Source organism: Agrobacterium albertimagni AOL15, assembly GCF_000300855.1.
Taxonomy (GTDB): Bacteria; Pseudomonadota; Alphaproteobacteria; order Rhizobiales; family Rhizobiaceae; genus Allorhizobium; species Allorhizobium albertimagni.
Genome location: NZ_ALJF01000010.1, coordinates 305086 through 323521 on the forward strand (window position 1 = coordinate 305086; position 18436 = coordinate 323521).

18 protein-coding genes and 2 pseudogenes are annotated in these 18436 nt (G+C 61.7%); 15 read left to right on the top strand and 5 right to left on the bottom strand.

Annotated elements, in window-relative coordinates:
* Position 1: 1 nt before the first annotated feature.
* The 5 genes from QWE_RS13250 (at position 2) to QWE_RS13270 (ending at position 4306) form a co-directional block, all read left to right on the top strand.
* The gene (locus QWE_RS13250; RefSeq protein ID WP_006726646.1) at positions 2–808 is read left to right on the top strand and encodes a tRNA1(Val) (adenine(37)-N6)-methyltransferase; all 807 of its coding nucleotides are present in this window, start codon (positions 2–4) and stop codon (positions 806–808) included.
* Positions 809–902: 94 nt separating this feature from the next.
* A complete protein-coding gene (locus QWE_RS13255; RefSeq protein ID WP_006726647.1) occupies positions 903–1766 on the top strand; it encodes a S49 family peptidase in 864 nt (287 codons plus the stop codon).
* Positions 1767–1802: 36 nt separating this feature from the next.
* Positions 1803–1997: a hypothetical protein gene (locus QWE_RS13260; RefSeq protein ID WP_006726648.1), complete on the top strand. Its 195-nt coding sequence runs from the start codon at positions 1803–1805 to the stop codon at positions 1995–1997.
* A 111-nt stretch (positions 1998–2108) separates the two neighbouring features.
* Entirely contained in the window at positions 2109–3248 is a 1140-nt protein-coding gene (locus tag QWE_RS13265) for a sensor histidine kinase (RefSeq protein ID WP_006726649.1), read from the top strand.
* 125 nt (positions 3249–3373) lie between these two features.
* Positions 3374–4306, top strand: coding sequence for a glycine--tRNA ligase subunit alpha (locus tag QWE_RS13270; RefSeq protein ID WP_006726650.1), 933 nt, complete (start codon positions 3374–3376; stop codon positions 4304–4306).
* An 18-nt stretch (positions 4307–4324) separates the two neighbouring features.
* Here the strand turns inward: QWE_RS13270 and QWE_RS13275 are convergent, their stop codons facing one another.
* Together QWE_RS13275 and QWE_RS13280 are read right to left on the bottom strand one after the other, a co-directional pair.
* The gene (locus QWE_RS13275) at positions 4325–4615 is read right to left on the bottom strand and encodes an addiction module antidote protein (protein WP_006726651.1); all 291 of its coding nucleotides are present in this window, start codon (positions 4613–4615) and stop codon (positions 4325–4327) included.
* Between the two features lie 11 nt (positions 4616–4626).
* Positions 4627–4917 carry a type II toxin-antitoxin system RelE/ParE family toxin gene (locus QWE_RS13280; protein WP_006726652.1) on the bottom strand — a complete coding sequence of 97 codons (291 nt, stop codon included), beginning with the start codon at positions 4915–4917 and terminating at the stop codon, positions 4627–4629.
* A 123-nt stretch (positions 4918–5040) separates the two neighbouring features.
* On the opposite strand from QWE_RS13280, the gene QWE_RS13285 reads away from it, so the two are divergent.
* The 10 genes and pseudogenes from QWE_RS13285 to QWE_RS25760 all read left to right on the top strand — a co-directional run bounded on the left by QWE_RS13285 (position 5041) and on the right by QWE_RS25760 (position 13694).
* A complete protein-coding gene (locus QWE_RS13285; RefSeq protein ID WP_006726653.1) occupies positions 5041–5592 on the top strand; it encodes a LemA family protein in 552 nt (183 codons plus the stop codon).
* 35 nt (positions 5593–5627) lie between these two features.
* Entirely contained in the window at positions 5628–6893 is a 1266-nt protein-coding gene (locus QWE_RS13290) for a 3-phosphoshikimate 1-carboxyvinyltransferase (RefSeq protein ID WP_006726654.1), read from the top strand.
* Positions 6890–8827, top strand: coding sequence for a DUF2207 domain-containing protein (locus QWE_RS13295; RefSeq protein WP_006726655.1), 1938 nt, complete (start codon positions 6890–6892; stop codon positions 8825–8827). The genes QWE_RS13290 and QWE_RS13295 overlap by 4 nt, the downstream gene beginning before the upstream one ends.
* Before the next feature lie 153 nt (positions 8828–8980).
* Positions 8981–9517, top strand: coding sequence for an endonuclease domain-containing protein (locus QWE_RS24450; protein ID WP_240532542.1), 537 nt, complete (start codon positions 8981–8983; stop codon positions 9515–9517).
* A 207-nt stretch (positions 9518–9724) separates the two neighbouring features.
* The gene (glyS, locus tag QWE_RS13305) at positions 9725–11878 is read left to right on the top strand and encodes a glycine--tRNA ligase subunit beta (RefSeq protein ID WP_006726657.1); all 2154 of its coding nucleotides are present in this window, start codon (positions 9725–9727) and stop codon (positions 11876–11878) included.
* Between the two features lie 142 nt (positions 11879–12020).
* A pseudogene (locus QWE_RS26035) lies at positions 12021–12185 on the top strand (type II toxin-antitoxin system RelE/ParE family toxin); the annotation flags it as partial.
* 84 nt (positions 12186–12269) lie between these two features.
* The gene (locus tag QWE_RS26040) at positions 12270–12584 is read left to right on the top strand and encodes a helix-turn-helix domain-containing protein (RefSeq protein WP_006726658.1); all 315 of its coding nucleotides are present in this window, start codon (positions 12270–12272) and stop codon (positions 12582–12584) included.
* Between the two features lie 67 nt (positions 12585–12651).
* Positions 12652–12897: a type II toxin-antitoxin system ParD family antitoxin gene (locus tag QWE_RS13315; RefSeq protein WP_006726659.1), complete on the top strand. Its 246-nt coding sequence runs from the start codon at positions 12652–12654 to the stop codon at positions 12895–12897.
* Positions 12894–13103, top strand: a pseudogene (locus tag QWE_RS26045) (type II toxin-antitoxin system RelE/ParE family toxin); the annotation flags it as partial. The gene QWE_RS13315 and the pseudogene QWE_RS26045, both read left to right, overlap by 4 nt.
* 87 nt (positions 13104–13190) lie before the next feature.
* Positions 13191–13694, top strand: coding sequence for a 2-thiouracil desulfurase family protein (locus QWE_RS25760; RefSeq protein ID WP_040300220.1), 504 nt, complete (start codon positions 13191–13193; stop codon positions 13692–13694).
* A gap of 56 nt (positions 13695–13750) precedes the next feature.
* On the opposite strand, the gene QWE_RS13325 is transcribed toward QWE_RS25760, so the two are convergent.
* The 3 genes from QWE_RS13325 to QWE_RS13335 all read right to left on the bottom strand — a co-directional run bounded on the left by QWE_RS13325 (position 13751) and on the right by QWE_RS13335 (position 18362).
* Positions 13751–15568: a methyl-accepting chemotaxis protein gene (locus QWE_RS13325; protein ID WP_006726661.1), complete on the bottom strand. Its 1818-nt coding sequence runs from the start codon at positions 15566–15568 to the stop codon at positions 13751–13753.
* A gap of 252 nt (positions 15569–15820) precedes the next feature.
* Positions 15821–17641: a methyl-accepting chemotaxis protein gene (locus tag QWE_RS13330; RefSeq protein ID WP_006726662.1), complete on the bottom strand. Its 1821-nt coding sequence runs from the start codon at positions 17639–17641 to the stop codon at positions 15821–15823.
* 271 nt (positions 17642–17912) lie between these two features.
* Entirely contained in the window at positions 17913–18362 is a 450-nt protein-coding gene (locus QWE_RS13335) for a plant virulence effector HPE1-like domain-containing protein (RefSeq protein WP_006726663.1), read from the bottom strand.
* Positions 18363–18436 lie beyond the last annotated feature (74 nt).

Genomic DNA, 18436 nt, shown 5'->3' on the forward strand with positions numbered 1-18436 from the left:
CATGGCGGCCGGGCCGGAGACCATTGTCGAACAGACAGAAGCAGAGACCGTCGATGCCTTTCATCGCGGCCGGTTCCATCTCGTGCAGCCTGTGGGGCGAGGCCATCGCGCCGGCATGGATGCAATGGTGCTCGCTTCTCTCGTGGTCGACGAGCGAGCGATCCGGATTGCCGATCTCGGTGCGGGCGCGGGTGCGGCAGGCCTCGCGGTCGCAGCCCGCCTGCCGACCGCATCTGTCGTTCTCGTCGAACGCTCGCCGCACATGGCCGCTTTCGCCCGCAAGAGCCTCGCCTTGCCGGAGAACGCTGAACTTGCAACGCGGGCCGAGGTCATCGAGGCCGATGTCACGCTGACCGGCAAGGCGCGCATCGCAGCCGGCCTCACCGACGACAGCTTCCATCATGTCATCATGAACCCGCCCTTCAACGATCCCGGCGACCGCAAGACGCCGGATGCCCTGAAGGCGGAAGCCCACGCGATGACGGAGAATCTGTTCGAGAGCTGGATCCGCACGGCAGGCGCGATCGCGATGCCCGGCGGTCAACTCTCCCTGATTGCCAGGCCGCAGTCGATCGCCGAGATCATCGCAGCTTGCGGCCGGCGCTTCGGTGGCCTTGAGATCACGGCGATCCACCCGCGACCTGGCGAAAACGCCACACGCATTCTCGTCACCGGGATCAAGGGCTCGCGGGCAAGGCTGCAACTGCGCGCGCCGCTCCTGATGCATGACAATCCCGACAGTCACGCCTTCGCGACCTTTGTCGACAATCTGAACAACGGCCGCGCCGGCTATGCGCGGCTGCGTTGAAAACACTGATTTTTTTGAGCAAACCATTGTGTTTGCGCCGGCGCGTCTTACATCTCCGCTCAGAGCGAAGATCGTGAGGAGTTGAAACGCGACCATGGCAGACTTTCTGAAACGACTGGTTCCCAAGCGCTTCCAGAAAAAGGGCGTCGTCATCCCGGTCGTCAGGCTGCACGGTCCGATCATGAGCGGCGGATCGCGGTTTCGCCCCGCCTTGAACCTTTCCTCGGTTGCCGGCCAGCTGGAAAAGGCCTTCGGCATGAAGGAGAGCCCCGCCGTGGCGCTCTCGATCAATTCACCGGGCGGTTCTCCCGTCCAGTCGCGCATGATCTATGATCGCATTCGCGCGCTCGCCGAGGAAAAGAACAAGCGCGTGCTCGTCTTTGTCGAGGATGTCGCAGCCTCCGGCGGTTACATGATTGCCATCGCGGGCGACGAGATCATTGCCGATGCCACGTCCATCGTTGGCTCGATCGGCGTCGTCTCTGGCGGTTTCGGCTTTCCGGAGCTTCTGAAGAAGATCGGCGTTGAACGCCGTGTCTACACGGCAGGTGAGAACAAGGTGATCCTTGATCCCTTCCAGCCGGAAAAGGAAAGCGATATCGAATACCTGAAGACGCTGCAGCTCGAGATCCATGAAATCTTCATCGACATGGTCAAGGCGCGGCGCGGCACGATGCTCGCAGACGATCCGACATTGTTCTCCGGTCTGTTCTGGACGGGGCGCAAGGGCCTGGAACTCGGCCTCGTCGATCGCCTCGGCGGACTGCGCGAAGAGATCAAGACCCGCTACGGCAAGGATGCGCGCCTCGAACTGATCGGTGCCCAGAAGAGCCTTTTCGGCCGCCGCGCGCCTGGCATCGGTGCATTCGCGGCGCCCGAGCAGATGGCGGTTCAGGCGGTTGCCGGTCTTGCCGAGACGCTCGAAGAGAAGGCACTATGGGGTCGCTACGGTCTTTGACCGGTGTGATGAAGAAAGGCTGACGGGCGAGGGGACATGGCGCAGCTGATATTTCTGACGATCCTGGTGGGTGGCGCCTGGTTGCTCTATCGCCGCTTCGTCGCGGATGCGGAGAAACTGGCGGCCAAATCGCGTGCCGAGGAAAAAGAGCGCGAGAACCAGGCGATCGGAACCCTCATTCAGGATCCCGAGACCGGAGAGTACCGCCCCCGTCGGGAGGATGACGTTTGATCGACATGCTTGTGACTTGAGTTCAGCACACCGAGCCGATATCTAAGCAAACACAGTGGCGTTCAGGGCGTTTCAAGCCCCGCTTCGCGTATCGCCCAATCCCGGAGTCCCATGAGCCAGACCATGCATTTTCTCGGTGTGCCGGGACGAGTGGCAGACGATATCAGTGCATTCGACTGGAGCAGCACATCGCTCGGCCCGCCCGAAACCTGGCCGCCCGCCTTGGTGACGACGCTTCGGCAGGTTCTCGCCACGCGTCAACCCATGTGCTTCTGGTGGGGAGACGATCTTCTCCAGTTTTACAACGACGCCTATCTGCCGATGCTTGCCGGCCGGGAGACAAGTGCGCTCGGTCAGCCGTTTCGCGAATATTGGGCCGATCTCTGGGAGGGCGTCGAGCCGTTCGTGCAGCGTGCACAGGCGGGCGAGGGCACCTGGATGGAGAACCTTCCCTTGCGCATCCTCCGCAACGGGGTGATGCAGGACAGCTTCTGGACCTTTTCCTACAGCCCTCTCTATGATGATCAGGGAGCGATTGCCGGCATCTTGAACGTGGTCACCGAGACCACGAGCGCGGTTTTGGACCGTCAGGCGCTGCAGCAGGCCTATCTCGAGGCGCAGAAGCATCTCGACGAGCGTGAACGGCATGAGGACGAACTCAAGCTCTTGAACCGTGAACTCGCGCACCGGATGAAAAATACGCTCGCCATGGTCCAGTCGATCGTCAGTCAGAGCCTGCGGGGCGCGACCTCGATCCCGGAAGCGGCAAAGACGATCGGCGGACGCATCCAGACGCTCGCCAAGGCGCAGGACGTGCTGACCGGCATGAGTGTCACGGCCGCTGAGATCACCGCGATCGCACGAACGGCCGTTGCGCCCCATGTCGACGGCGACGACCGGATCTCGATCGTCGGTCCTCAGGTCTATCTCTCCGCCCAGCAGGCACTGGGTTTGTCGCTCGCAATTCACGAGCTCGCCACCAATGCCACGAAATACGGCGCCCTTTCGCGACCCGAGGGGCGCATCAGCGTCCGCTGGAGCAAGGGCGAGGACAACCGTTTCACCTTCGACTGGCAGGAAAGCGGCGGCCCGCCGGTGACGGAGCCGACCCGTCGCGGTTTCGGCTCGCGGCTGACCGAACGTGTCGTCTCCGATCTCTTCCAGGGGCAGGCCGCGATCCGCTTCGAGCCCACGGGCGTGTCCTTTTCCTTGATCGGCAAGCTGCACAATGCGGATGATCTCGACAACTGATGCTTCCGGGCACGCCGAGCCGAGAGCAGAGACGCTTGACCCTTCCGCCCGCTCATGGCACCAGACGGGCCGCAACCTGAGCCAACCCGATGGATAGCCCGATGACCACGCCCCTTGCCCCGCACATGGACCCCAAGCGCTCCTTTCAGGCGCTGATCCTGACGCTGCATGCCTATTGGGCGGACAAGGGTTGCGCGGTGCTGCAGCCCTACGACATGGAAGTCGGCGCCGGCACCTTCCATCCTGCAACGACGCTACGGGCACTCGGGCCGAAGCCCTGGCGCGCCGCTTACGTGCAGCCCTCGCGCCGTCCGTCCGATGGCCGCTACGGCGAAAATCCCAACCGCCTGCAGCATTATTATCAGTATCAGGTCATCCTGAAGCCGAATCCGTCCAACCTGCAGGAGCTCTATCTCGGTTCGCTAAAGGCGATCGGCCTCGATCCGCTTCTGCATGACATCCGTTTCGTCGAGGACGACTGGGAAAGCCCGACGCTGGGTGCCTGGGGTCTCGGCTGGGAATGCTGGTGCGACGGCATGGAAGTCTCACAGTTCACCTACTTCCAGGCCGTTTGCGGCATCGACTGCTCGCCGGTCGCGGGCGAACTGACCTATGGTCTCGAGCGTCTCGCCATGTATGTCCAGGGCGTCGATAGCATCTACGACATCAACTACAACGGTCGCGAAGGCGAAGAGAAGATCTCCTACGGCGACGTCTTCCTGCAGGCCGAGCAGGAATATTCCCGCCACAACTTCGAATTCGCCAATACCGAGATGCTGCATCGTCATTTCATCGATGCCGAAAAGGAATGCCAGGCCCTGCTTGCTGCCGGCGCCCCCTCGGACTCGGAAAATCAGCGCCTGCACAAATGCGTCTTCCCGGCCTATGACCAGTGCATCAAGGCATCCCACATCTTCAACCTGCTCGACGCCCGCGGCGTCATTTCGGTGACCGAACGCCAGGCCTATATCGGCCGCGTCCGCGCGCTGGCGAAAAGCTGTGGCGAGGCGTTTCTGCTGACGGATGCGGGTGGCGCGAATTTCGGCCGGGCGGCCTGAGGGACAGACGACGCGGCCTCAGGCGGCGTCGTTGCGTTCCAGAGACAACCGGAAACCAAGCGCGGTCACCACTTTCTGAACCGTCTGATAGCGTAGTTTCGACCCGGATTTTAGTGCTTTGTAGAGACTTTCCCGGCCCAGCCCGGACAGGTCTGCGATCTGCGACATGCCCCTGGCCTTGGCGACATGCCCCAGCGCTGCAATGAACACATCGGGATTTTCGTCTTCGATTGCCAGTTCGAGATATTCAAGCATCGCCTCCGGATCGTCGAGGTAATCCGAGATCTCGAGTTTGCTGGTTTCTGTCATGTTTCCATCTTTCACAGGTTGCCAGCCATCGCGATGGCCCGCTTGATGTCCCGCTTCTGAGTCGATTTGTTGCCGCCAATCAAAAGCAGGTAAACCGTCGTGCCGCGACGTGTGTAATAAACCCGGTAGCCAGGGCCGTAGTGAATACGCATCTCGAACACATCGCCGCCCACCGGTGCGCAATCGCCGAAATTCCCCTGCTCTGCCGAGGTCAGTCGGGCAAGGATACGAAGTTTGCCTGTTCGGTCCTTGAGTGCACGTAGCCATACGTCAAAGGGCTCCGTTTTCTCAAACGTACTCATGGCAATTGTATCCAATCAGATACGAGTTTTCAACGGATTTGCAGCGCCATTTTCGCCGATCACGCTCTTCAATAAAGCTCCGATTACTTTAAGGTGCCGATCGACAACTGGGGATTCTACGCAATGTTCACGACACTTGCCATTCTTACCGCCATCGGCGCCTATCTCGTCTTCATCTACAACGGCCTGGTGAAGGCCCGGCAGATGGCCGAGGAAGCCTGGTCGGGCATCGACGTGCAGCTGAAGCGTCGCGCCGATCTCATTCCCAACCTGATCGAAACGGTGAAGGGCTATGCCACCCACGAGAAGGGCACGCTGGAAAGCGTTGTCGAGCTGCGCAACAAGGCGCAGGCCGTACCGGCGGGCGATGTCGCCGGTCGTGCTGCCGCTGAAGGCCTGCTGGGTGCAGCGCTGGGCAAGATCATTGCGCTTGCCGAAGCCTATCCCGATCTCAAGGCCAATGAAAACTTCATCGAATTGCAGCGCTCGCTGGAAACGGTCGAAGGCGAGATCCAGATGTCGCGCCGCTATTACAATGGTGCCGCCCGCGATCTGAACGTCAAGGTCGAGAGCTTCCCCAACAACCTCGTTGCCGGCCAGTTCGGCTTCTCGAAGAAACCCTATTTCGAGATTGCCAACGAGGCCGACCGTGCGGTACCGACGGTCAAGTTCTGACGTCCAAACAAGGACGCGCTTGAGAGACCGGATTCATGAAGACTGACAGTGTGACCATCCTCCCGCCCACCCATGCCCTGACCGGCAAGGTGAGCCCTCCGGGTTCGAAATCGATCACCAACCGCGCGCTTCTCTTGGCAGGTCTCGCCAAAGGCACAAGCCGCCTGACCGGCGCGCTGAAGAGCGACGACACGCGCTATATGGCTGAAGCGCTCCGCCAGATGGGTGTGACCGTAGACGAACCGGATGCTACCACCTTCGTCGTCACCAGCACGGGCGAGTTGAAGTCGCCAGCCGAAGCGCTTTTTCTTGGCAATGCCGGCACCGCCACCCGCTTTCTCACCGCTGCCCTCGCTTTGGGCAAGGGCCGCTATATCGTTGATGGCGACGAGCATATGCGCAAGCGGCCGATCAAGCCGCTGGTCGAGGCGCTGCAGTCGCTCGGCGTGGCCATCGCAGCGCCCTCGGGCTGCCCGCCGGTCGCGATCGACGCAAACGGCGCCTTCAAGAAGAACCACGTCGTCATCGATGCCGGCCTGTCAAGCCAGTATGTCTCGGCCCTGCAGATGGCGGCGGCCTGCGGTTCGGAGCCGTTCACGATCGAGCTTGCCGGTGCCGATATCGGCGCTCGCGGTTACATCGATCTGACGCTGTCGGCCATGCGCGCCTTCGGTGCCAAGGTCGAGCAGCCGACGCCATCGTCCTGGGTCATCCAGCCGACCGGTTACACCGCGACCGATTTCCACATCGAGCCGGATGCCTCCGCCGCTACCTATCTCTGGGGCGCGGAAGTGCTGACCAAGGGCCAGATCGATATCGGCACGCCATCGGACGCTTTCACTCAGCCGGATGCCAAGGCCTATGACGTAATCGCCCAGTTTCCCAACATGCCCGCCGTCATCGACGGCAGCCAGATGCAGGATGCAATCCCGACGATTGCCGTGCTCGCCGCCTTCAACGCCACACCTGTGCGCTTCGTCGGCATTGAGAACCTGCGCGTCAAGGAATGCGACCGCATCCGCGCCGTCTCGACGGGCCTCAACAACATCCGCGAAGGTTTGGCCAGGGAAGAGGGCGACGATCTCTTGGTCTTCTCTGACCCCGCGCTCGCCGGCCAGTCGCTGCCGGCCGAGATCGACACCTTTGCCGATCACCGCATCGCCATGAGCTTTGCGCTCGCGGGCCTGAAGATCCGCGACATCACCATTCTCGACCCCGGCTGCGTGGCCAAGACCTATCCCGGCTACTGGGATGCGCTCGCTTCGCTCGGTGTCGAACTCGTCAGGAACGACCCGAAATGACCACGCTTCTTCGCCTGTGCTCCGCCTTCCTTTTCCTCATCTGGATGGCATGCGGCGCGCAGGCCGAAGAGGTCATCCGCGACTACCACGCTGACATCACCGTCCTGCCCGATGCTACGATTGAGGTGACCGAGACGATCACCGTCAATGCCGAGGGCAACGAGATCAGGCGCGGCATTTTTCGCGACTTCCCGCTTTATGCGCGGGACGCGCGGGGCCGTCGCCAGCAGGTCGATTTCGAGCTGATCTCCGTCGAGCGCGACGGCCGGCCGGAAGCCAGTCGCACCGAATCCGTCTCCGGCGGCATCCGCATCTATACCGGCTCGGCCGACGTCTTCCTCCAGCCGGGCGAATACACCTACGCGATCACCTATCGCACCGGTCGTCAGATCCGCTATTTCGACGACCATGACGAACTCTACTGGAACGTCACCGGCAATGGCTGGCTCTTCCCGATCGATCGCGCCGGCGCGACCGTCACGCTGCCAGATGGTGCCGTTCCGACAAGAACCACCTTGTACACAGGTCCATCCGGCTCCACCGCTCAAAACGCCCGTGAAATCCCAGGATCGAACGGTCTCGAATTTGAGACCACACGGCCGCTTGGCCCGGGGGAAGGCCTGACCATCGTGCTCGCCTTTGACAAGGGTCTGGTCGCAGCACCCACGTCGGAAGACAGCACCTGGTGGTTCATCCGCGACAACCTCAACACCATCATCGGCTTCGGCGGCCTAGCCGTCATCTTCCTCTACTACCTGCGCTCCTGGGCAGCCGTCGGCCGCGATCCGCCGAAGGGCGTCGTGGTCCCGCGCTGGGATCCGCCGGAGGGGATTTCACCGGCGCTGGTCAACTACATCGACAACAGGGGTTTCTCCGGTGCCGGCTGGACCGCGCTTTCGGCAGCCGCACTCAATCTCGCCGTGGCTGGGTATGTCGAACTCGACGATCTCGACAGCAGCATCACCATCCGCCGCACGAAGAAGGCCGTCACCGGCAAGCTGCAGTCCGGTGAGGCCGCACTGATTGCGGAAATCCCGTCTGCCGGCGACGCGCTCATCATCGACAAGGCCAATGGCAAAAAGGTGCAATCGGTCGGCAACCGCTTCCGACAGGCGATCGAGAAGGAACACCGCAATAAGTATTACAAGGGCAATGCCGGCTATACCTCGCTCGGCATCGGCCTCTCGATTGCCGTGGTCGCTTCGCTCTTCATCTTTGGCGACCTCGACGAGGACGTCTATGCGCTGATCTTCGTCCCCACCTTCTTCTCGGTCTTCTTCGGTACTTTCACGATCGGGTTGGTCAACTCGTTCAGGCGGGGCCGCTCTCTGTTCAGCAAGATCATCGCCATCCTGGCGCTGGCACTGATCGGCTTTGTCGCGCTCTCCACCATGGGCCTGATGCTGATCTCCATGTGGATTGATCTCGAGGCCACCCACCAGTTCCCAGTGCTCATCGCCTTCGGCGGCATCCTCCTGGTCAACCTCCTCTTTTTCTTCCTGATGGGCGCGCCGACGCCGCTTGGCCGCAAGCTGATGGACGGCATCGAGGGTCTGCGCATCTATCTGACGCTCGCCGAGAAGGACCGGATGAACATGGCGGGTGCCCCGACCATGTCGCCCAGCCATTTCGAAAAGCTCCTGCCCTATGCCGTGGCCCTCGGCGTCGAAAAGCCCTGGTCGCGCACCTTCGAAACCTGGCTAGCGACAGCCGCTGCCGGCGCTGCAGCCGCGACAGCTTACAATCCGGCCTGGTACCACGGCAGCAATCGCAGCAATCTCGGCGACCGGATCGGCGGCTTCTCCTCCTCCATGGCCTCGACGATCGCCTCCACCATCCCGACACCCCCTCCATCCAGCTCCTCGTCGTCGTCAGGCTTCTCAGGTGGCTCCTCAGGCGGCGGCGGTGGAGGTGGTGGCGGGGGAGGGTGGTAACCACCCACCTCCCCCTTGAGGGGGGAGGTCGCGCGGAACGCGCGGGTGGGGGTGATCCGTCGTTGAAGCCAGCCATTTCCCCTCAATCTCCGGAGTTGCGAGACCAAGACATCTGACGTTCCATGAACAGATAACGGTTGGGGAACCAGCGAAATGTCCAGACCTCCAACATTCATGGATCGCATTCGCCGCAGCAATGCCAGACGCCTGCGCTCGGCGACAACGGATGCAGAACGAAAACTCTGGCGTCATCTCTGGCGCATTCCAATCGACGGCAGCCATTTTCGTCGCCAGGTCCCGATCGGGCCCTATTTTGCGGACTTCGCCTGTCACCAGATCGGACTGGTCATTGAACTGGACGGTTCGCAGCATGCGACGGATGAGGGGCTTGACCGCGATGCTGCGCGCACGGCTTTCTTGGAGGCCCAGGGATACAAGGTGATCCGCTTCTGGAATGCTGAAGTCCTGACAGAACTCGAAGCGGTCCTGAATACGATCTATGCGGCGGTCCGCGAGCGCGAGGTATTCTTTGAGGTCCATCCGGAGAGTGGTTCTCCTCGCCGAAAGCTCGTGAAATCAGTAGCGCTCACCAAACGGATCGGCTTGGAAAATCTTTCGGAATCCCTTGCCGGCGATCACCCCACCCCGGAGCTTCGCTCCGACCCTCCCCCTCAAGGGGAGGGTGTTTGAGACGCCGGCGCCGCACTACCCACCTCCCCCTTGAGGGGGGAGGTCGCGCGGAACGCGCGGGTGGGGGTGACCACTGGCTGAATGGTGATGATCCATTGTCCGCTGCTTGATCCACCCGCCATTTTGCGTTGATCCATGGATGACTTTTGCCGCGCGGCTTGCTAAGTCCCGCGCAGCCTTCCGCAACAGCTCATAAAGTCAGACCCCATGCCCGATCTCCTGCTCGAACTCCGCTCCGAAGAAATCCCCGCGCGCATGCAGCGCAAGGCGGCTGGCGATCTGAAGAAGATGGTCACCGATGCGCTTGTTGATGCCGGTCTGACCTATGAGGGCGCGCGCGAGTATTGGACGCCACGCCGCCTGACGCTGGATATCCGTGGCCTCACAGCCCGTTCGGCCGACATCAAGGAAGAGAAGAAGGGCCCGAGCACTTCCGCGCCTCAAGGAGCCATCGACGGCTTCCTGCGTGGCGCAGGCTTGACCTCCATCGACCAGGCCATCGTCAAGACCGATCCGAAGAAGGGTGATTTCTACGTCGCCTATCTGGAAAAGCCCGGCCGCGCGGCGGAAGAGATCATCGCCGATGTCATGCCCGGCATCATCCGCACATTCCCTTGGCCGAAATCGATGCGATCCGGTTTCGCCTCCATGCCCAAGGGCTCGGGCTATGGCGGCATTGAGGGCAAGGGCATGGAAAGCCTGCGCTGGGTGCGCCCGCTCCAGTCGATCGTCTGCACCTTCGGCCCCGAGCATGACGAAGTTCAGGTCATCCCCTTCGAGATCGACGGTATCGTCGCCGGCAACGTCACCTATGGTCACCGATTCCACGCGCCTAACGCCATCACCGTCAAGCGCTTCGACGACTACGTCTCGAGCCTGGAACGCGCTAAGGTCATCCTCGATGCCGAGCGCCGCAAGGACATGATCCTGCACGACGCCCGCGACATCGCCTTCGCCAATGGCCTCGAACTGGTCGAGGACGAAGGCCTGTTGGAGGAAGTCTCCGGCCTCGTCGAATGGCCGCAGGTCCTGCTCGGTACGTTTGAAGAGGATTACCTCTCGATCCCGGCCGAAATCATCCGCCTGACGATCAAGACCAACCAGAAGTGCTTTGTCGTGCGCCCACAGGGCGAGGCCGACAAGCTCTCCAACCATTTCATCCTGATCTCCAACATCCAGGCCACCGATGGCGGCCGTGAGATCATGCATGGCAATGGCAAGGTTGTGCGCGCCCGCCTCTCCGATGCCTTGCATTTCTGGAAGCGCGACCAGGGCGACCTGCCCGACCTCGATACGCTTAAGGCCTCCGCTGCCAAGTTCGATCTGGACTTGAGGAAGCCGCTCGACCAGCGCATGGCCAAGCTCGATGCGCTGAACGTCACCTTCCACGCCAAGCTCGGCACGCAAGGGGAGCGCGTCGCGCGCATCCGCGAACTGGCCAAGGTGCTGGCGCCTGTTGTCGGCGCCGATGCCGCCCTCGTTGACCGCGCCGTAGTGCTGGCGAAAGCAGACCTGCGCACCGAAGCCGTAGGCGAGTTTCCCGAACTCCAGGGCGCGATGGGCCGCAAATATGCGCTCTTGCAGGGAGAGAACGCCTCCGTCGCTGCCGCGATCGAAGACCACTGGAAGCCGAACGGCCCCTCCGACCGTCTGCCGGAAGACAAGGTCGGCCTGACGGTCGCGCTCGCCGACAAGCTCGACACGCTGGTCGGTTTCTGGGCCATCGACGAAAAGCCGACCGGTTCGAAGGATCCGTATGCGCTTCGGCGTGCAGCGCTGGGTGTCGTGCGCATGATCCTGGAGAAGGGGATCCGTCTGCCACTGGCGTCCGTCGCCAAGGATGCCGACCTCCTGTCCTTCTTCCACGACCGCCTGAAAGTCTACCTGCGCGATCAGGGCGCCCGCCACGACATCATCGATGCCGTGCTGACGCCCGAGGCCGACGATCTCCTGATGGTCGCCCGCAAGGCCGAAGCCCTGACCGCCTTCATCACCTCGGAAGACGGCCTGAACCTGCTCGCCGGCACCAAGCGCGCCACGCAGCTTTTGGCCGCCGAAGAGAAGAAGGGCACCGTCGTCGCCGATGGCGTTTCCGAATCCCTACTGAAGCTCGACGCCGAAAAGTCTCTCTTCGCCGCCATCCAGTCCGCGTCGAAATCGGCGGCTGAGGCCGTGGCATCGGAAGACTTCCGCTCCGCCATGCAGGCACTCTCGACGCTCCGCGGCCCGGTCGACAAATTCTTCGAGGATGTTCTGGTCAACGACGAAGACGCCGCCATCCGTGCCAACCGCTTGGCGCTGTTGAAGGCCATCCGCGAGGCGACCGCAACGGTCGCGGATTTCTCCAAGATCACAGGCTGACGCTTTGGGACCCCGCTTCGGCGGGGTCTTTCAATCTTGATGATGGTGTCTTATATGGTACTATCGCGCCGTGCAGAGCCGTGAGTTCCTGGGCGATCAAGGACGTAGTCCCTTCGGGCTGTGGTTCGAGGGGCTGGACCCAATGGCGGCCGTGAAGATCACGACGGCCATCACCCGAATGTCGCTCGGGAATTTCTCCAATGCCAAGGGCGTAGGCGAAGGTGTTCTGGAATATCGGATCGACTATGGCCCTGGCTACCGCATCTATTTCGGCAAGGACGGCGATAGACTGGTCATGCTGGTCGCAGGCGGCACCAAGAAGCGACAACAGGCGGATATCAAGACGGCACAGGCTCGTTGGGCAGAATACAAAAGCGGAAGGCAGGCTGAGATGGCTTTGACCAGAGACTTCAAAGAAACCGTTCGCGATAGAGCACAATCGGATCCGGCTTTCCGCGCCGCACTGATGAGCGAAGCGATCGAGCTCCTGCTGTCGGGCGACGTCGAAACCGGGCGCGCGCTCTTGCGCGATTACATCAACGCCACCATCGGCTTTGTCGAACTCAGCAAAAAATCCGGCCTGCCGCCCAAGAGCCTGATGCGCATGTTCGGTCCCTCGGGGAACCCACGTGCTGACAATCTCTTCGCCGTCATCCGTCTGCTGCAGGACGAAACCGGCGTTCAGATCGCAGTCAAGGCTGCTTGAGCATCTTTGGCAGCGCGCGCATTGGTGATAATATCCAAATCCTGGTGTCCCAGAGGAAGCCACTCGCATGAACAAGCCCGTCCAGGTGACCATCGCCGAGCCCTATGACAGCTTCATCGACGCCCAAGTCGAAAGCGGTGAGTTCAACTCGGCGCAAGAAGTGGTCGAGGCGGGTTTGCGGCTTCTGAAGGAAGAGAAGGCCCGGATCGAATGGCTGCGTAATGCGCTGATCGAGGGGGAAAACAGCGGGCCGGCGCGTCCGGTTGATCGCGATGAGTTCAAGGCCCGCATGCGCGAGAAATATATGCGATGACCGGCTACCGTTTGCGTCCCTCTGCCGAAGAGGACATGGATGCGATCTGGGATTATACTCGCCGCACACGGTCCGCCGCTCATGCTGATCGCTACATCGATGATCTTTTCGATGCGTTCGAACGGCTGGTTCAGACGCCGCAACTGGGGCAAAAGGCCGTAGGGGTATCGGACGGCTATCGGCGGCTGCGCGTCAATCACCATCTGATCTTCTATCGGGGGGGTGGAGACCGACAGCATAGAGGTCGTTCGCATCATTCACGAGCGAGCAGACCATGCAGGCAAGCTGGACGAATGACCTCCATGCCCGCCAAAATCCTCATCAGCGCCTGCCTTCTCGGCCGCCCCGTCCGTTACGACGGCAAGGGCAAGCCCCTCCACGATCCCTTGATTGAACGCTGGAAGGCCGAGGGTCGCCTCGTCGGTTACTGTCCCGAACAGGCCGGCGGCCTGCCGACACCACGTCCACCCGCCGAGATCGAAGGCGGCAAAAACGGCGAGGATGTGCTGGCAGGTCGGGCCCGCGTGCTGGAAGTGACCGGTGGCGACGTGACGGAGGAATTCCTCGCCGGTGGCCGCAAGGCCGTCGCCTTTGCTCGAGAGCAGGGCTGCGAGATCGCGCTCCTTATCGATGGCAGCCCCTCCTGCGGCTCCAGCTTCATCTATGACGGCTCGTTTTCCGGCACCCGCCATCCCGGTTTCGGCGTCACGGCAGCCCTGATGCGCCAGGCCGGCATCGAAGTCTTCTCGGATCGCGACTTGGACAAGCTCGAAGCGCACCTCGAAAGCATCCGCTGAAACAAGAAAGGCCGCCGGATTGCCAGACGGCCTCTGATCTTTGATATGGCCTGACTTCAGCTCGCCATGCGATACTGCGGCTGACCGGCACCGGCCTGGCCGGTCTTGAAGCTGCGGATCAGGTTCAGAAGGTCGCCCGTGTCATTGGCGAGAACTTCGGCGGACGCCGTGGTTTCCTCGGCCATGGCGGCGTTCTGCTGTGTTGCCTGATCCAGCTGGTTCATCGCCGTAGAGATAGACCGGAGCGTCGTGTCCTGTTCCTGGGCGCTGTGCGAGATCTTTGAGACGATGTCGTTGGCACCGGCGATCTGGTCGGAGATGCGCTTCAGCGCCTCGCCGGCCTGACCGACGAGCTGTACGCCCTGTTCGACCTGCTGCGAGGAGCGGGCGATCTGGTCCTTGATCTCCTTGGCAGCGGCCGCCGAGCGCTGGGCCAGCTCGCGAACTTCCTGCGCAACGACGGCAAAGCCCTTGCCGCTTTCGCCGGCACGCGCCGCCTCGACTCCGGCATTGAGCGCGAGCAGGTTCGTCTGGAAGGCGATCTCGTCGATGACGCCGATGATTTCGGTGATCTCGGCCGAAGATTGCTCGATGCCGCTCATCGCATTGATCGCACGGGTGACAACCTCGTCGCTCTGGCGTGTATCGGCGCTGACGGAATTCACTCTGGCCGCCGCTTCCCGCGCGCCATCGGCGGTGTGACGAACGGCGACGGTGAGTTCGTCGAGGGCCGCCGAGGTCTCTTCAAGGTTGGCGGCCTGACGCTCGGTCCGCTGCGCGAGTTCGCTCGATGCGCGGCGAATTTCCTCCTTGGAGATCGCGATGTCGTTGCCCTTGAGGTTGACGCGGGCCATGGCTTCTTCGAGACGCGCAAGCGCATCGTTGAAGTTTTCGCGCAGGGCCGCGTATTTCGGCCCGAGATCGGCACAACGAACGGTGAGATCCCCGTCGGCAAGCAGAGCCAGCGACTGGCCGATCGTCGAAACGACATGGGCCTGCTGGCGGGCTTCTGCGAGCTGCGCCTCGGCATTCTGGCTGCGCTCGCTTTCGAGCTCCCGCTGCTGTTCTGCCTGGCGAGCCGCCATCTCATGACGCTCGCGCACCTTGTCTTGCAGGCTTTTGGTGGCCTTGGCCATCTGGCCCACTTCATTGGTCATTTGTGTGTGCGGGATATCGATCGTGACGTTTTCGTCCGCCACGGCTTCGATCGCGTCGTGAATGGAAGAGAGCGGCTTGGTGATGCCGCGGATCGTATAGATGGCAGCAAACATGCCAATGAGGGCAATGGTCCCGCCGATCAGCAGCGCCTTCCAGATCATGGCGTTGATCTTGACCTGCAGGTCATCGACGTAAACGCCGGTGCCAACGACAATATGCCACGGCTCGAATACACGGCTGTAAGCGGCCTTCTGAAAGACCGGGCCCGTCGGATTGCCAGGCTTTTCCCAGAAGTATTCCGTGATGCCGCCGCCCTTTCGTGCCTGCTCGATCAGTTCTTCCCGGAAAAGCTTGCCCGTCTTGTCGGGCTGTCCCCTCTGGGCCTGACCGACCTGCTGCTGCACTGGATGGAAGACCATGGTGACATCATAGTCCATGCCGAAGAGATAACCGTTCGGCTCGTAGGTGACAGCGGTCAAGACCTTGAAGGCCTCGGCCTTTGCCTGCTCCTGCGTCATCTCTCCGGCCTTCGCCCGGGCGTCGTAGGATTTCATGATCGAGAGGCCGGCCTCGACTTGCGTACGGAGCATGTCATAACGTTCGGTGTGAAGCGCCTCGGAAGCTGAGCGGATCTGGAAGACGGTGGCGATTGCAAAAGCGGCCATCAGACCCGCCACCAGCATGATTAGTTGGGCCGAAATTCGTAGATTTTTCATAGTAGATTTCCCTGAAAACAATGCGCGCGTGACCATGCGGACCGCAAGCGGTCCGGGCAGTCGTTTCGATTTGGCGGGGGCTGCGCTTCATGCGCTCGGGGGAATTCTGAGTGTGATCAATATGGAAAACAGCATATTAAAATATGGTGCATAAAGCATTCTGTGTATTCGCAGTTTGAAGATGCGCACCGCAAACGAAAAAGGCCGCCGGATCGCTCCAGCGGCCTTATGATTTCGAATAAGATCGGCGTGTCAGCTCGCCAGGCGGTACTGCTCTCGGCCGGCACCGGCCTGGCTGGTCTTGAAGCTGCGGATCAGCTCGAGCAGGTCGCCGGTGTCATTGGCGAGAACCTCGGCGGACGCCGTGGTTTCCTCGGCCATCGCCGCATTCTGCTGGGTTGCCGTATCGAGCTGGTTGACCGCGGACGAGATCGACCGGAGCGTCGTGTCTTGTTCCTGGGCGCTGTGCGAGATCTTCGAGACGATGTCGTTGGCGCTGGCGATCTGGTCGGAGATGCGTTTCAGCGCTTCGCCGGTCTGGCCGACCAGCTGCACGCCCTGTTCGACCTGAGCCGACGAGCGGGCGATCTGATCCTTGATCTCCTTGGCAGCCGCCGCCGAACGCTGGGCAAGCTCGCGAACTTCCTGTGCAACGACGGCAAAGCCCTTGCCGCTTTCGCCCGCACGCGCCGCCTCGACACCGGCGTTCAGTGCAAGGAGGTTGGTCTGGAAGGCGATTTCATCGATCACGCCGATGATCTTGGTGATCTCGGCGGAAGACTGCTCGATGCCGCTCATCGCGTTGATCGCCTTGGTGACGATCTCGTCGCTCTGACGGGCCTCATCGCTGACCGTGCCGACGCGATTGGCGGCTTCGCGGGCGCCATCCGCTGTCTGGCGGACCGCGACGGTGAGTTCGTCGAGGGCAGCAGACGTCTCTTCGAGATTGGCAGCCTGACGTTCTGTCCGGGTGGCAAGTTCACCCGAGGCGCGGCGGATCTCTTCCTTCGACACGGCAATGTCGTTGCCCTTCAGGTTGACGCGGGCCATGGCTTCTTCGAGGCGGGCCAGTGCATCATTGAAGTTGTCGCGGAGTGCCGCATATTTCGGTCCGAGATCGGCGCAACGCACCGTCAGATCGCCATGGGCGAGCTGTTCCAGAGACTGGCCAATGGTCGAGACGACATGGGCCTGCTGGCGGGCTTCTGCGAGCTGGGCTTCGGCGTTCTGGCTGCGCTCGCCGTCAAGTTCGCGCTGCTGCTCTTCCTGGCGGGCGGCAAGCGCATGGCGCTCGCGCACCTTGTCCTGCAGGCTCTTCGTTGCCGTTGCCATCATGCCGATCTCGTTGCTGAGGTCGGTATGCGGGATGGCAATGTCGACATTTTCGTCGGCCACGGCCTCCAGCGCGTCATGGATGGCCTTGAGCGGCTTGGTGATATTGCGGATGACGAAATAGGCGGCGATCAGCGCAAGCACGAAGATGCCGGCGGACATGCCGACGGTCTTGATGATGCTGGAGCGGATCTCGGCCTTCAGGTCGTCGGTATAGAGGCCGGTGACGACGACGAGGTTCCAAGGCTCGAAGGCCTTGCCGTAAGCGGCCTTCGGGAAGCTGTAATCGTTCGGATCCTGACCGGGCTTGGGACCGATGAATTCGACGAAACCGCCACCGGCGCGGCCGAGCTTGACCAGTGCGTCGCGATAGAGGAAGCCGTTCGTGTCGCCCTTGCCCTTGCTGGAATTGCCGACCAGCTTGGCGTTGGGATGAAAGACCATCACGACGTCATAGTCATAGGCGAAGAAATAACCGTCGGGCTCGAAGCGCATCTTGCCGACCTGGCCGTAGGCAAGCTTCTGGGCCTCTTCGACGGAGAATTCGCCAGCCACGGCACGGTCATTGTAATCCTTCATGACCGAGAGCGCCGATTCCACCTGGGTTCTCAGGAGTTCGTAGCGCTGCTGGTAGATGGTCTCGGTGGAGGAGCGGACCTGTAGATAGGTGGCGGCGGCAAAGGCCGCCATCAGGCCACCGATCAGCAAGATCAGCTGGAGGGAAATCCGGAGGTTTTTCATGGGCGAGGGAGCTTTCGTCTGTCGTGCGGTTCGGGCGCCGGGGAGATGGATCAGTCGAACGGATCGGCACGTCATGTCCCGAAGATTTGCAGACAGTCTCGCCTTCAAAGATTGAAATGATTTTAAGCAGCCACGTATATGGCGCTATGAGAATATACTGGTGATATTTAGGGGTGCCGTACGGCATAACGCCCGGGACTGGGCCGGGCGTTATGTCCGTGTCGACCACGAGAGACCGCCGCGCCCGGATCGTTAGGCGGGCGGATGGGGATCAGTCGAGGCGCAGGTCGAAGCCTGCGAGCGCGGGAGCCTTGTCGGCCTCGACCGGCGCATCGACGGCGGCGGTTGTTGCGCCATGGTCGATCTCGTTGACAGCGGGCAGGCCACCCGCAACGATGGTCGAACCGTCCGTGGCCCAGCCTGTCGCGGAGGTGTAGACCACGACGGGCGAGCCGCCGAGCCAGCTTTCCACCCGCTTGAGCTTCTTTTCGCCATCGACATCGACCACTTCGGCGGTCTGGCTGCCGGCGGGAACGGTGGGGACCTGGTACGCCGTCCGTCCGACCCGTGCGGCAGGCGGCGGGCAGTGGGCGCAATCGATCGCGAGAATGCTGGGCTGGGTCGCAGAAAGGCCCGTCACCGTCGAGATCGACCCGGCGTTGGCAGGCATTGCAAGGGCCGAGACGGCAAGGATCATGGATGTCGAAACGATAAGACGCATCACGTTATTCCCCGATTGTTGGGATAAACATTAGCGAGTGTTTCTTTCGATCCGGTCAGGAGCTTCGGTAAAAT